At 39.4% G+C, this 15,184-nt stretch carries 12 protein-coding genes and 1 tRNA gene; 10 read left to right on the top strand and 3 right to left on the bottom strand.

Translation table 11 applies throughout. From position 1 onward, the window contains the following. Positions 1-4: 4 nt before the first annotated feature. The 7 genes from DYI03_RS09390 to DYI03_RS09360 all read left to right on the top strand — a co-directional run bounded on the left by DYI03_RS09390 (position 5) and on the right by DYI03_RS09360 (position 7,938). Positions 5-1,042 (top strand): NAD-dependent epimerase/dehydratase family protein, encoded by a 1,038-nt coding sequence (locus DYI03_RS09390; RefSeq protein ID WP_025064474.1) that lies wholly within the window; start codon positions 5-7, stop codon positions 1,040-1,042. After that, positions 1,042-1,947: a hypothetical protein gene (locus DYI03_RS09385; RefSeq protein ID WP_025064475.1), complete on the top strand. Its 906-nt coding sequence runs from the start codon at positions 1,042-1,044 to the stop codon at positions 1,945-1,947. The genes DYI03_RS09390 and DYI03_RS09385 overlap by 1 nt, the downstream gene beginning before the upstream one ends. A gap of 240 nt (positions 1,948-2,187) precedes the next feature. After that, positions 2,188-2,652, top strand: coding sequence for a 50S ribosomal protein L13 (rplM, locus tag DYI03_RS09380; RefSeq protein WP_021668582.1), 465 nt, complete (start codon positions 2,188-2,190; stop codon positions 2,650-2,652). Positions 2,653-2,660: 8 nt separating this feature from the next. Continuing rightward, entirely contained in the window at positions 2,661-3,047 is a 387-nt protein-coding gene (gene rpsI / locus DYI03_RS09375) for a 30S ribosomal protein S9 (RefSeq protein WP_004356697.1), read from the top strand. A 149-nt stretch (positions 3,048-3,196) separates the two neighbouring features. Continuing rightward, positions 3,197-4,000 carry a 30S ribosomal protein S2 gene (gene rpsB, locus DYI03_RS09370; protein WP_021668581.1) on the top strand — a complete coding sequence of 268 codons (804 nt, stop codon included), beginning with the start codon at positions 3,197-3,199 and terminating at the stop codon, positions 3,998-4,000. A gap of 114 nt (positions 4,001-4,114) precedes the next feature. Continuing rightward, entirely contained in the window at positions 4,115-5,113 is a 999-nt protein-coding gene (tsf, locus tag DYI03_RS09365) for a translation elongation factor Ts (protein ID WP_021668580.1), read from the top strand. 824 nt (positions 5,114-5,937) lie between these two features. Then, positions 5,938-7,938 (top strand): helix-hairpin-helix domain-containing protein, encoded by a 2,001-nt coding sequence (locus tag DYI03_RS09360; RefSeq protein WP_021668578.1) that lies wholly within the window; start codon positions 5,938-5,940, stop codon positions 7,936-7,938. Positions 7,939-8,040: 102 nt separating this feature from the next. Here DYI03_RS09360 and DYI03_RS09355 read toward each other — a convergent pair whose 3' ends face one another. The 3 genes from DYI03_RS09355 to DYI03_RS09345 all read right to left on the bottom strand — a co-directional run bounded on the left by DYI03_RS09355 (position 8,041) and on the right by DYI03_RS09345 (position 9,189). After that, positions 8,041-8,241 carry a hypothetical protein gene (locus DYI03_RS09355; protein ID WP_004356913.1) on the bottom strand — a complete coding sequence of 67 codons (201 nt, stop codon included), beginning with the start codon at positions 8,239-8,241 and terminating at the stop codon, positions 8,041-8,043. Positions 8,242-8,279: 38 nt separating this feature from the next. Further along, the gene (locus tag DYI03_RS09350; protein WP_021668577.1) at positions 8,280-9,074 is read right to left on the bottom strand and encodes an ADP-ribosylglycohydrolase family protein; all 795 of its coding nucleotides are present in this window, start codon (positions 9,072-9,074) and stop codon (positions 8,280-8,282) included. A gap of 43 nt (positions 9,075-9,117) precedes the next feature. Beyond that, a tRNA-Arg gene (locus DYI03_RS09345) sits at positions 9,118-9,189 on the bottom strand. Positions 9,190-9,339: 150 nt separating this feature from the next. Here DYI03_RS09345 and DYI03_RS09340 point away from each other — a divergent pair. The 3 genes from DYI03_RS09340 to metG all read left to right on the top strand — a co-directional run bounded on the left by DYI03_RS09340 (position 9,340) and on the right by metG (position 15,115). Continuing rightward, positions 9,340-11,850, top strand: a complete 2,511-nt coding sequence (locus DYI03_RS09340) for a TonB-dependent receptor domain-containing protein (RefSeq protein WP_021668575.1) — start codon at positions 9,340-9,342, stop codon at positions 11,848-11,850. Positions 11,851-12,409: 559 nt separating this feature from the next. Next, positions 12,410-12,952, top strand: coding sequence for a hypothetical protein (locus DYI03_RS09335; RefSeq protein ID WP_004356956.1), 543 nt, complete (start codon positions 12,410-12,412; stop codon positions 12,950-12,952). A gap of 99 nt (positions 12,953-13,051) precedes the next feature. Next, the gene (gene metG / locus DYI03_RS09330; protein ID WP_004356974.1) at positions 13,052-15,115 is read left to right on the top strand and encodes a methionine--tRNA ligase; all 2,064 of its coding nucleotides are present in this window, start codon (positions 13,052-13,054) and stop codon (positions 15,113-15,115) included. Positions 15,116-15,184 lie beyond the last annotated feature (69 nt).

Genomic DNA, 15,184 nt, shown 5'->3' with positions numbered 1-15,184 from the left:
AGAAATGAATCATATTCTCGAAGAAGATATTACCCAATTTGCCAATGATTTTCAGTGGCATAACGAACTATCGGGAAAAGTAATAGCAGTTACAGGAGCTACGGGATTGCTTGGCTCGTGTATGGTGCGCTGTCTTTTGGCTTTGAATCGTAAGTATAACACCAAGATATATGTTTTGGCTGTTGTCAGAAATGTGCAAAAGGCGATGGAAATGTTTGGAGAAGCAAATCCACAGTTAGGTTTCTATGCTTACGATTTTTCCTCAAACAAGCTATTCTCGCCAGAGAAAAAGCCTGATTTTATCATTCATTTAGCCAGTCCAACAGCATCTAAATTTTTCGTTGAAAATCCTGTTGAAACGATGAATATCGTATATGAAGGTACGAAAACGTTACTCGAATATGCGAAAAAGAATAAAGTAGAATCATTGCTATTGGCTTCTTCTTTAGAAGTTTATGGAGTCGTTACCGATGATAGTGCACCGCTTACAGAAGAAACTTTTGGTGAACTTGACCCAATGGATTCACGAAGTAGCTATCCAATGGCAAAGCGAGCAGCAGAAGCACTCTGCCATAATTATGCCATACAATATGGTGTCCCTGCAAAGGTGGCTCGTTTAGCACAAACATTTGGTGCAGGAGTTGCCAAAGACGACAAACGTGTGTTTGCACAATTTGCTCGTAATATTCTGAATAACGAGGATATTGTGATGTTTACAACAGGAGAATTAAGTCGAAGTTATTGTTATACGATGGACGCTCTTACGGCAATGTTCTGTATTCTTTTGCGTGGCAAAGACGGCGAGGCATATAATGTAGCTAACGAAACCACTTATATGTCTATCAAAAATATGGCAAAATTCCTTGTTCGTGAATTTAATTTTGCCGTGAAAGTCGTTGTTCAATTAAAAGAAAATATGGGCTATTCTCCAGTTACTCGTTTGAGATTGTCTACGCAAAAGATAACACAATTGGGCTGGAAACCAAAGTATGGACTTTCTGAAATGTTTCATCGTCTTATCGAATCAATGAAAGAAGAATGATGAAGCTTAAAATATTACAGCGAATTAGTCAGTCTATCTTTCATGTCTATAATCGAAAAGACTTGACTTCGTGGGACATTGCACCGCAACAACATCTTCCTATTTATGGTGTTTACCATATTATGTTAGATGAAGGGTGGGAAACTTTGGCGCAAGACCAACTCAAAAGTTTAAAAGAAAGTGGATTATTGGAAGCAACTACCAAGCTATTCGTAAGTTGTATTACTCCGAATAAGGCAATGGTAGAAAAGCTTAAACAAGTCTTGAATAGCGAAAAAGTAGAGATAATTGCAAGCTCAGTCAATCCTAAAAAATATGAATATCCAGCCTTGCAATACATCAAAGAATTGAGTTTACGCGAAGATAGTCTTATCTATTATTTTCATTCTAAAGGCATTTCCTATCAGTCTTTAGAAACCCACGACCGTCTTTTCCTATCTTTTCAACGAAAAATAGAAGCATGGCGCAAGATGTTAGAATACTTTGTGTTCCATAAATGGAAAGTTGCCGTCAATGTTTTGTCTAACGGCTATGATACTTATAGCTGCTATCGATGGCCGCCTCAAAACTATACAATGTATTCTGGGAGTTTTTGGTGGGCTACGGCTGCACATATTCGCCGTTTGCCCGATTTTAATTCGGAAATTATTTCGGCTAATCGCTTTTATTCAGAGATATGGTTGTTTGAAGAAGAACACCAACAATTCTCAGCTTTTGATACAATAGCCGACTTATATTTTGTGCGCATTCCAAATTCTATTTATATGGACGGCGTTCCTCGTTTGTTTGATAAGTTGCAATTCTCTATCGTCTATAATTTGCGAAAAATCGAGAAACATATTTTTCATTATAATTATAAGAAAGTTTGCCAACAACGTTTCCAAAAATTGAAAGCAAAGATATAAAAATCGCAGTTTTATGTTAGCTGTTTGTTAATAATTTGTAAATAATTCCCTTTGGCGGCTGCATCGCAACTCTACCTAATAAAAAATGAGTAATTTTGCAGACCGATTATTTCGAGGGTGAACTTAGAACCCTCAGCTCGTTGTGTGTTAATAGTGTAACTTTTGGCCGAGTCGCATGGTTAGTGAATCCAATGAGCAAGAATTAAAAACGTTTTTTAGTAGTAAAATTTAAAATTTAAAATGAACACTTTAAGTTACAAGACTATTTCCTTGAACAAGGAAACAGCCAAGAAAGAGTGGGTTGTAGTTGATGCTACCGACCAAATTGTAGGTCGTCTCTGCTCTAAAGTTGCTAAGATGCTTCGTGGCAAGTATAAGCCAACCTTTACTCCACACGTTGATTGTGGGGACAATGTAATCATTATCAACGCTGATAAGGTTAAGTTTACAGGCAAGAAAGAAACTGACAAAGTTTACACTCGCTATACTGGTTATCCAGGTGGTCAACGCTTCAATACTCCAGCAGAACTTCGTACAAAGAAGAATGGTGTAGAAAAAATGTTGCGTCATGCCGTTAAAGGTATGTTACCAAAGGGAATCCTCGGTCGTCATTTGCTCGATAACCTTTATGTAATTGAAGGAACAGAGTTAAACGGACTCGAGGCACAAAAGCCAAAGTCAATTGATATTAACCAGTATAAATAATAGGAAACATGGAAGTAATAAATACAATTGGACGCCGTAAGAGCGCCGTTGCTCGTATCTATCTTTCAGAAGGTACCGGTAAGATTACAATCAACAAAAAAGATATAACTGAATTTTTCCCATCTGCTATTTTGCAATACGTTGTAAAACAACCATTGCAGTTGTTAGGTGTTGAAGGTCAGTACGATATTAAGGTAAATCTCTATGGTGGTGGTTTCACAGGTCAGAGCCAAGCACTCCGTCTTGCTATTGCTCGCGCACTCGTTGAGATTAATCCTGAAGACAAAAAGAACTTGAAAGACCACGGATTCTTGACACGCGATAGCCGTGCCGTAGAACGTAAGAAGCCAGGTCAGCCAAAGGCACGTGCTCACTTCCAGTTCAGCAAGCGTTAATTTTTTATACATTGCGCTTGAGTTTAGTATCTAAATCGGTGAGATTCCAAATCGGGGACTACCCACTGGTTGATTCTAACGAGCCAGACGGAGCTTATTCGTCAAGAAAGAATTAAAAAGAAAGTAAACAAACAAAAAACAAAAGAAAGATGTCAAGAACAAATTTTGACCAATTATTGCAAGCAGGTTGTCATTTCGGACACCTCCATCGTAAGTGGAATCCAGCCATGAAACCATATATCTATATGGAACGTAATGGTATCCACATCATCGACCTTCATAAAACTGTAGCAAAAATCGATGAGGCTGCTGAAGTTCTCAAAGGTATCGCTAAGAGCGGAAAGAAGATTTTGTTCGTCGCTACTAAAAAACAATCTAAGGACGTTGTTGCTGAAAAGGCTGCATCGGTTAATATGCCATACGTAAACGAACGTTGGGCTGGTGGTATGCTTACCAACTTCCCTACCATTCGTAAGGCTATTAAGAAAATGACGAACATCGATAGATTGATGAACGATGGTACATTCTCAAATCTTTCTAAGCGCGAAATCCTCCAAATTTCACGCCAACGTGCAAAGCTTGAGAAGAACCTTGGCTCTATTGCTGACCTTACACGTCTTCCTTCTGCACTTTTCGTTATCGACGTAATGAAGGAACACATCGCTGTTAAGGAAGCTAATCGTTTGGGTATCCCTGTATTTGGTATCGTTGATACTAATTCTGACCCTAAAAACATCGATTACGTTATCCCTGCAAACGACGACGCTAAGGATTCTGTTGAGGTTATCCTCGGTGCTTGCTGCACTGCTATTGCTGAAGGTTTGGAAGAACGTAAGGCTGAAAAGGCTGACGAAAAGGCTGCTGCTGAACAAGCTGAAGAAGCTGCTGAAGCTAAACCAAAGCGTGCTGCACGCAAGGCTGAAAAGGCAGAAGAAACTCCTGCTGCTGAATAAAGAATATTAAAAACATTATTATATGGGCATTGGCGAACGCTCGTGAGGCATAATGCGACTCGCTACGTTTACCAACGCCCACATTTTTTAATCATAAATTGAAAGGAAAACAAAATGGCTGTATCAATTGAAGATATTAAGAAACTTCGTGCCATGACTGGTGCTGGTCTTGCTGACGTAAAGAACGCACTCAATGAGGCTGAAGGAGATTTCGATAAAGCAAAAGAATTGCTCCGTGAACGTGGTTTGGCTATCGCTGCTAAGCGTTCTGACCGTGAAACTGCAAACGGTTGTGTACTCGTAAAAGCTGTTGATGGCTACGCTGCCATGGTAGCTGTTAAGTGTGAAACCGACTTCGTTGCTAACGGTAAGGACTTCATCGCAATGGTACAAGAAATTCTTGATGCTACTGTTGCTGCTAAGGCTAAGTCTATTGACGAAGTAAAGGCTTTGAAAATGGCTAACGGAGACGATGCTGCTACTGCTGTTCAACAACGTTCAGGTATCACTGGCGAAAAGATGGAAATCGATGGTTTCAACTTTATCGAAGGCGAAAACCTTTCTGTTTACGACCACATGGGCAAGCACACACTTGCTACTATCGTACAATTGAGCAACAACAACGAAGAAGCTGGACACAAAGTAGCGATGCAAGTTGCTGCTATGAAGCCAGTTGCTTTGAACGAAGCATCTGTTCCACAAGAAGTTAAAGACGAAGAATATAAGGTTGCTATCCAAAAGACTAAGGAAGAGCAAGTTGAAAAGGCTGTTGTAGCTGCAATCAAGAAGGCTGGTATCAATGCAAACCTCGTTGATAGCGAAGAACACATCGAGTCTAACATCAACAAGGGTTGGCTTACACGCGAAGATGCTGACAAGGCACTCGAAATCAAGAAAACTGTTGCTGAAGAAAAGGCTGCAAACTTAAACGAAAACATGATTGAGAACATCGCTAAGGGTCGTCTCAACAAGTTCTTCAAAGATAACTGTCTTGTAGACCAAGAATTCCAATTCGCTGATGGCGACAAAATCAATGTTGCTGATTGGTTGAAATCACAAAACAAAGACCTCGCAGTAGTTGATTACAAGCGTTTCACTCTTTCTGCTGAATAAGCAAACAGAAGAAGAAATTACTTCAAAAACAAATACAAAAGAACCGAAAAGCGCAATCTTTTCGGTTCTTTTTTTTTGACACTTTGTAAGGGCGTGATTCATCACGTTCCTAACATTCTAAGAATGAGGAAAGTTATAGCTATGAGGAACGTGATAAATCACGCCCCTACAAAGTAGCATTACTTGCAAAAACAACTATCTTGCATTAAAAAAAATAATATTACGTCAAATTAAGGACATTTGCTTCACGATTTTTCAAAACGCAAATTACCATAAGGAACGTAATATTACGGTAAATTAAAGACATTCGCTTCCCGATTTAAATTTGTGTTTCGAATTTATACATTTTGTATGAATTATTGAAAAAGTATATCCAAAACATAAACTCGTGTTAAATCCTTTTTTCTTACCACGAGTTACTACTTCTTTATTACTTTTGCAGCGTGTTTAATAACAATAACTAATTTAAAATGCGTGTGAAAAAGAAAAATTTTACTCAGTTTTGTAGCACTGCTTGCATCTTGACATTTCTTTTTTTCTCGTAACCTTTGGACATAAAAAAAGGAGTACCGCTGTACTCCAACCTTTGTTAACCTTAAATCTAATACTATGAAAAACACAATGCAAAGTTAAAAGATATATCGAAATAATGAAAATAAAAACGCCATAATATTAGAAAATCGTCAGTTTTATTGACCTAAATCAATGAAATTCATGAATAGACGTTGAAAAAAGAAGCTGAATACATCTTGTTTTTTCAATTTTTTCGTTTGCTTTAATGCAAAATTTACTGTATTTTTGCATAAACTTTGACCTAAATTACAATGAAAAGAATATTTTTATCATTCATATTTTTGTCTATTTGCAACATTATATCTGCCCAATTTATACACCCATGGGAGGAGTATTACAACGAATTAACCCAAGCAGAACAAGCGCAAGAAACGCTTAATGAAGACGCTTACGAACTCTTATGCAATTTAGAAGAAGCCCCTCTCAATTTGAATACCGCCACACGCGAAGACTTAGAGCGCATTCCTTTCCTCACCCCCAAGCAGGTTGAGGACATTCAAGCCTACGTTTATCAATATCATGGGCTACGAAGTTTGGGCGAATTGTCCATGATAGAATCGTTAGATATGCCCCGTTGCCAACTGTTAAGGTACTTTGTTTATGTTGAAAACGCAGAGGAAAAAAGCCATTTTCCAACCGCTAAAAATATTTTAAAATATGGAAAACACAACCTCATATTTACAGGACAAATTCCTTTTTACACTCGAAAAGGTGATAGAAATGGTTATTTAGGCTATCAATATGCCCATTCTTTTCGTTATAAATTCCATTATTCCGACTACTTACAAGTAGGATTGGTGGGGGCAAAAGATGCTGGCGAACCTTTCTTTACCAACGGAAATCCAATGGGATACGACCATTATAGCTTCTATATTATGGCAAGAAAAATGGGGCGAATAAAGGCTTTGGCATTGGGAAGATATAAGGTAAAATTAGGACAAGGACTGATTTTAAACACTGATTTTGGGTTTGGAAAGTTGGCAAATGTTGCCAATTTAGAACGCACAACCAATATTATTCGTCCCCATTCATCACGTTCACAAGCCAATTACCTACAAGGAGCAGCTGCAACCGTGGCACTTTCGAAACATATTGACTTCACTTCGTTTCTTTCTTATCGCAAGATTGATGCCACATTGACCAACAATGGAGCCATTCGAACGATACTTAAATCGGGTTATCACCGCACACCGAACGAAATGAACAAGAATAATAATGCAGCAGAAACGATTATCGGAACCAACATTCAAGGTCGTTGGCAAAATTTCAACTTGAGTTTTGCAGGTTTATACACCCATTTTAATCGACCTTTGCAGCCGAATAAAAATGTAAAATATCGTGCCTTTGCGCCTGAAGGTTACAACTTTTGGAACATAAGCATGAGCTATGGTTATGTAAAACCACGTTGGAATATTAGCGGAGAGGTTGCTACAAGTAGCTCAGGAGGTGTGGCTATAATAAACAACTTATCGGTTCGTGCCAATAACTCTTTATCTTTCAATCTTGTACAACGCCATTATGGTTACCAATACAATGCCATTTTTAGTCGAGGATTTAGCGACGGAGGACACATTCAGAACGAAACGGGACTGCTTATTGGGGCAGATTGGCAAGCCAATCGACACCTTTCGCTCATGGCTTACACCGATTTTGCTTATTTTCCGAAACATACTTTTTTTACATCGAAGGCAAGTCATGCGTGGGACAACTGTATTTTAGCATCTTATAAAGTAGGAAAATTAGATTTTTCAGCACGCTACAGACTAAAAATTAGGCAACGCGACAACAAAGAAAAGACCTTCATGGAAACCGAAACCATGCAGCGGGGCAGACTTTCAACCACCTATCACGCAGAAAAATGGTCGGCAAAAACACAAATAGACATAGCTTTAAACAGTTTTCAGCAACAAAGTTTTGGTTATATGGTGAGCGAAAGTGCGATGTGGCAACCCACAAAATGGTTAAAATCTATCCTCAATATGGGCTACTTTCACACCGATGATTACGCTTCACGCCTCTATGTTTACGAACCAAACCTACTCTATTCGTTTACTTTCCCTACCTATGACGGCAAAGGAATGCGTCTTTGCGGAGTTGCACAAGCCAACATCACCGACCAGCTCATCGCTGTGCTGAAAATAGGTAGTACGAAATATTTCGACCGCAAACAAATAGCCTCATCATTACAACAAATCAATAGTTCTATAAAAACTGATTTGGAACTGCAAATACAATGGAAAATTGGGAAATAGGCTCTTTTGAAAACGAAACAAGGCAGCACCCGCATTTTTTTATCGATTTCTCTCAACAACAAATAACAAAAGCTATGAGTTTTTTTATGCAATGAAGCTTTGTTATTTGGGGTCGTGTTTGCGAAACCATGCCATAACGAGCGCAAAAAGAATACTTGCTGGGATTGCTTTCAAAAGTATTTCACCATATAAAATAGGTGCATCTTGTGGCAATTCAAACAAAATTTGAATAAGGCAATAGACAATATAATAGCCAATAGCGTCAAAAATAATACGCTTTTGAGTGGGTTTTAATTTCATCATAAGAACGATTTATTCTGATTTTGTAAGCGGAAAGTTGATTAACGCTTTATGTCCAATTGAATTCTATCGTAGTATTGTTCTAAAATATCCAATATATCATCGGGCAAATAACTAAAAGCTTTTTCGCTAATCCAATCAGGAATTTCGTAATAAGCCTCAGCAATTGAACCTGCTATGCACGCTTTTGTGTCGGTATCGCCATCACAAAGTACTGCCAAACGTATGGTTTCTTCAAAATTATTAGCGTCCATAAAGCAGCGCAATGCCATAGGAACTGTTTCTTGACAGGTGGCATCGAAATGACCTTGCGCCCCAATCTTGCGAATATCGCGCATAGATGGCAGCTCGTAACCATAGAATTTTTCAACTTTTTGCTCCACATCGGGCTTCGTAAAACGCATGTTTCGCAACCATGAAATCACTTCTGCCACACATTGCGCCCCCTTAATTCCTTCTTCATGATTATGGCTTACGACTGCCGATGCCTCTGCTTCAGCCACAACTTCTTCCCAATCGGTGAAGAGCCACCCTACCGAACTGACACGCATAGCAGCACCATTGCCATAAGAATTTTTAGGTTCGTGATTTTTATCTAATAACCATTCTACAAACATATTGCCATATCCTCCCATCGGATTAGGGTATCTGCCACACCAATCTAACAGCGAATCTTTGTAAGTACGCCCATTTAGTATGGCATCGGCTATGGCTACTGTGCAAATAGTATCATCGGTGAACGAACATTCATTGGTAAAAAACTCAAAATCACGTTCTGGTGCAGCACCAAACTCAAAGCGTGAACCTACAATATCGCCTATAATTGCTCCCAACATAATGAAAAAAGGTTATTAAATATATGAAATCAAAAGATGATAGTACCCCCGATGAGAATCGAACTCATATTTCAGCTTTAGGAGAGCCGTGTTCTATCCATTGAACTACAAGGGCATAAACGGCAACCGAATGTTGATTGGCATTGCCGCCTGCTACTATTTCTTTTGCAAAGATACCAAAAAAAATACGTTTTAATAGACTTTTGTGTCTTTTTTTACTTCCTCTTTTAAACTTTTATGGCACAAAAAAGTCATAGTTTCAATTATGAAAAGGTTATATCTATTTTTGTTTTTGCTCGTATTCAATGCGGTAATTGCGCTCGCACAGGGTTCTGTTAAAGGTAGAGTGTTAGACAAAAAGTCGAACACTGGGTTGGAATTTATCAATGTTGTCATACGGAAAACGGGCAGCACTAAGATACTTAAAGGGGCAATAACCGACACCGAAGGGCATTTTATCATCACCGATGTGCCTTATGGGAACTACACTTTAACGGCATCGTTTGTAGGTTATAAAGATTTAGTGAAACCTTTTGAAATCAGCAACACCAATACTAACAAAAATTTCATCGCACTTTATTTGTCGGAAGATGCAAAATCATTAGACGAAGTTGTCGTTACAGCGCAACGTTCCGACATGAAATTGGAAGTAGACCGCAAGACTTTCAATGTAGACCAACAGATAGCTAACGCTGGCGGAGTGGCTTCTGACGTGTTAGAGAATATTCCAAGCGTTGAAGTAGATAACGATGGCAATGTTTCTTTGCGTGGAAATTCGAGCGTAGAGATATGGATTAATGGCAAGGCATCAGGTCTTACAAGCGACAATCGTGCCAGTGTTTTGGAACAATTGCCTGCTGAAAGCATTGAGAAAATAGAAGTTATTGACAATCCATCGTCAAAGTTTTCGGCTGAAGGTTCGGCAGGTATCATCAATATTGTGTTGAAAAAAAATCGTAAAGCAGGCTATTATGGTAGCGTACAAGCTGGGGCTGACACCCGAGGAGGGGCAAATACATCGGTCAATATCAATTATAATAGTTCGCTTATCGATGCGTATGCAAGTGTAGGCTACCGCCACAGAAAGCATAAAGGCGGTTCGTGGAGCGAGCAAACTAACCTTAATACCAATACCTATCAACGTTATGCTGCCGAAAACGACCGACAAGGCAACAATCTTTTCACTCGTGCTGGACTCACTTTACACGCTACAAAGAAAGACGACTTCTCGTTAAGTGGTATGTTTATGTTGGGTGGCGGCAGCAGTAGCAACACCACTCCTTACCATTACGGTACAGTTGGTGCGCCATTCGATAGCCGTTTAATGTATCGTACCACCACTGGCGACAACGATATGCGCATGCTGCACGGCGAATTTGGCTATCGACACAATTTCACGGATAAGCATTTCTTAGATTTTACAGTAGGTTATAATAAATGGAAGTCGGACCATGGCAATATTTATCAGGACTCTACCACCTATTTTAACGCCCAAGGCGACGTAGTTCCATCGGAATATAACGGCACATACCAATATCGTCCAATGCACGTTAATAACTCTTCATGGGAAATAAAGTTGGACTATGAGAACCAAATTTCTAAGGCTCTCCGCCTTCAAGCAGGCTATCAAGCCAACCTATCTAAGGAGAATACGCCTCAAGAAAGTTTTATCGACCGCAATAGTTACGAGGGGAACAATCTTCAAGAGGACGAGGCTTATTACAACCGATTTATTTATAAGAACGACGTTCATGCCCTTTACACCACATTAGCTTATAACTTTGGCAAGTTCGGACTTATGGCTGGTTTGCGTGGAGAGTATTGGAAAGTAAATACAGAGAGCTATTCGTGGGCGCAAGAACACGATGCAAGTTTGCGTGGAACACCTTTCAAAAAAGATTATTTCCAGCTCTTCCCAAGTATTTTCATGAGCTATCAACTCACTCAGAACGACCAATTGCAAGTGAATTATACACGCCGTTTGCGCCGACCATGGGGTGGACAACTCAACTCTTTCCGCAATACACGCGATGCAACCATCACTTCTTTTGGTAATCCAGAACTTACACCTGAATACAGCAATTCGTTCTCATTGAATTATCTCCGCACTTGGGCAAAACATTCGCTATTGGTTTCGGCTTATTACCGCCCAACTACTGACGTAATGCAAAGCATAACTTATCGTGGACAGACTGATGGTAAGATGTATCAAACCACTTTCAACGTGGCAAAAAGCACCTCTACGGGTTTGGAATTGACGGCTCGCAACCAACTTTTCCGCATTCTCAATCTTTCAACCACAGCCAATTTCTATTATTACAAGCTCAATGGATTTGATTTCGATATTGAAGGACAAACCATAACGGGCAAAGGCAACAGCAGTTTCACTTGGAATGTGCGCTCGCAAGCCAGTATTATGTTGCCATACGATATGTCTTTGCAAATCACGGGTAATTATAATAGTCGTCAAAGCTTAGCGCAAGGCTACAGAAAGCCAAGCGGAAGTGTGGATTTAGGCTTCCGTAAGAGTTTCTTTAATAAGCAATTGATGTTGTCATTAAACTGTCGCGACCTCTTCAACACACGCAAAAACAAGAGTTACATATCCAACGACTCGTTCACACGCTATCAAGAAAGTTGGCATTCCGCCCGACGTGTTCGTTTAACCCTTACTTGGAACTTTGGAAACACCAAGAAACGTAAGGATAAACAGCGTGATAACGAAATGGACGACGACTTTGGCAACTCTCCATACGATACAGGAATGGGCGAATAAACGTTTATTCTTTCACAGAAAAAGACCAACACTTGTTTTAGTACCCAAGGTTAGAAAATGAAGTATCACGATTTTTCTAACCTTTTTTGTTAGTTTATACGCCCGTATAATCCTCTATATTCGCGCGTTCACAACCTACTTTATGCCAATAAAAAACTCAAAACAAGACAAAACTAATTCTTAAAAAACCCCTTAAAATACAAGAAATTTTGACCAATCTGTATTGTTTTGAAAATCAAGTGTTTATAAAACCATTTTTCAAACTTATTATTTCTCAATTCAAAACAATAGGTTTTGCGGTTCAAAAGAGCCTATTTTGAACCGTAAAACCGCCTATTTCAAAAATTTAGAAAATATGAATTGTTCCATATTCCACAATTCTGCATTAAAATAAGTGGAAGTTTAAAAGTTTATTTCTCTATCTCTTAGCCACCATTCGTTGCTCATATTTTGTGCAATAACAAATTGAAAGTCTTAATTTTACAATGCTCTTATGTTTTTGAATCATAAAAAAGTAGTAACTTTGCACCTTATAATTACTTTTTAAGCAATAAAAAATATGAGACAAAAACATTTTATAGCAGTTGCAATTGCTATGGTTACTATGATTTTAAGTAGTTGTGGCACATCGAAAAATGTAAAGAATCAGCCCGACACAATGCCTGCTCCGTCAGTAGCAGCAGTTACTGCCAACCCTGAAATCGTTAGTATTCCAGAAGTTATCACGATGTTAGACAATCCTACTTCCGTGTCTGAAGTTGCGAAAAAGTATGGCTACAAGCAAGTAAACGGCTACGAAATTTATCATTTCGATAAGTTTTCAAAACTCTTTTACAAGAATTGCCGCCTTGCAAAAGTCATCACAGAAGGTAAATATGAAGACTATCCAAAGCCTTTAAAGAAAGGTATTTCAAGCTATATCGCCTTCAAAGACGATGCCATCATCATAGGTGTGTTCAACAAACCAGCTTATGACAACCTCGTAGCACAGGTAAAAGCAGCTGGGTTTGTCCTCGATATGCCTGGCAATGAGGACGTTTACAAGAAAGGAACCCACACCATTGGGTGTCTTGAGAGTGCAAAAATTATTAGCATACGATAACTATTCAGCCTTCATAGGCTTTAAAATCATTCGCAACAAACAAAGATTAGGTCATTCCACCTATTTAATGTAACTTTGCAAATAGAAAAATAAAAGATTATGACAGATAAGAAATTTAAAAGAACCACCGTAACGGCAGCTTTGCCATACGCCAATGGTGGTGTGCATATAGGACACCTTGCAGGGGTTTACGTTCCTTCTGACATTTATGTGCGCTACTTGCGTTTGAAGAAACAAGAAGTTTTATTTGTAGGAGGTAGCGATGAACATGGTGTGCCTATCACTTTGCGTGCAAAGAAAGAGGGCATTACGCCACAAGAAGTGTGCGACCGTTACCACAAAATGATTAAAGATTCGTTCGAGGAATTTGGTATTTCGTTCGATGTTTATAGTCGTACCACGAGCGAAACCCACCATAAGTTTGCATCAGACTTCTTCCGTAAACTCTACGATGAAGGCAAACTCATTGAAAAAGAAAGCGAACAGCTTTACGATGAAGAAGCAAAACAATTCTTAGCCGACCGTTATGTAATGGGCGAATGTCCTCATTGCCATAACGAAAACGCATACGGCGACCAATGCGAGAAGTGCGGAAGCGACCTCAGTCCTATGGAACTCATCAATCCACACTCTACCATTTCGGGGTCAAAGCCTGTCGTTAAAACTACAAAGAACTGGTATTTGCCATTGAACGATTATCAAGAATGGTTGAAACAATGGATTTTAAACGACCATAAAGAGTGGCGACCAAACGTTTACGGACAATGTAAGAGTTGGTTGGATATGGATTTGCAACCTCGTGCCATGACTCGCGACCTCAATTGGGGTATCCCTGTGCCTGTGGAAGGTGCAGAAGGAAAAGTACTTTACGTTTGGTTCGATGCGCCAATTGGCTACATCTCAAACACAAAAGAGCTTTGCGACAGCAATCCAGAACGCTTTGGAAAATGGGAAAAGTGGTGGCAAGACGATGAAACACGCTTGGTTCACTTCATTGGAAAAGATAACATCGTGTTCCATTGCATCATCTTCCCAAGCATGTTGAAGGCACATGGCGACTATATTTTGCCTGATAATGTCCCTTCAAATGAGTTCCTCAATCTTGAAAACGACAAGATTTCGACCAGCCGTAACTGGGCAGTTTGGTTGCACGAATACTTAGTTGATTTCCCAAATAAGCAAGATGTACTGCGTTATGTGCTTACTGCCAATGCGCCAGAAACGAAGGACAACAACTTCACATGGAAGGATTTCCAAGAGCGCAACAATAGCGAATTGGTAGCAGTATATGGCAACTTCGTCAATCGTGCTTTGCAATTAACCCAAAAATATTGGGGCGGTATAGTGCCTGCTTGTGGCGAATTGCAAGACGTAGACCGTCAAACAATTCAAGAATTTAAAGACGTTAAGGAAAAAGTTGAAAGCTATCTTGATGTATTTAAGTTCCGTGAAGCACAAAAAGAAGCCATGAATTTGGCACGAATCGGTAACCGTTACATCACAGAATGTGAGCCTTGGAAGGTTTGGAAGACCGACCCAAAACGTGTGGAAACTATATTGAACATTTCGCTCCAATTGGTTGCTAACCTCAGCATTGCTTTTGAGCCATTCCTACCATTCAGTAGCAAGGAACTTAGAAACTTGATAAACCTTGCTGAATACGATTGGACACAACTCGGAAGTACCGATATCCTTGCTGCTGGACACCAGTTGAACGAACCACACTTGTTGTTCGAAAAGATAGAAGACGAAACTATCGATGCCCAACTCCAAAAGCTTGAAGACACAAAGAAGGCAAATGAAGCTGCCAACTACAAGGCTGAGCCAATTAAAAAAGACGTTGCTTTCGAAGATTTCGAAAAGATGGACATTCGTGTGGGACACATTGTTCACTGCGAAAAGGTAAAGAAGAGCAAAAAACTCTTGAAATTCACCATTGACGACGGTACAGGTACAGAGCGCACAATCCTTAGTGGTATTGCTGCTTTCTACGAACCTGAACAACTTATCGGCAAAGACGTCCTCTTCGTTGCCAACTTTGCGCCTCGCAAAATGATGGGTATCGAAAGTCAAGGCATGATACTTTCAGCCGTAAACTTTGATGGTTCACTCAGCGTAACGACAACATTGAGCGAAGTAAAACCAGGCAGTCAAGTAGGTTAATCCTATTCTATACAGCATAAAAAAGATGTATTCCGCAAGAATACATCTTTTTTTTTGTTTTATTCCTAC

The sequence above is a fragment of the Prevotella disiens genome, from assembly GCF_900454955.1.
GTDB lineage: Bacteria > Bacteroidota > Bacteroidia > Bacteroidales > Bacteroidaceae > Prevotella > Prevotella disiens.
This window is presented reverse-complemented; position numbering and strand designations above follow the sequence as displayed.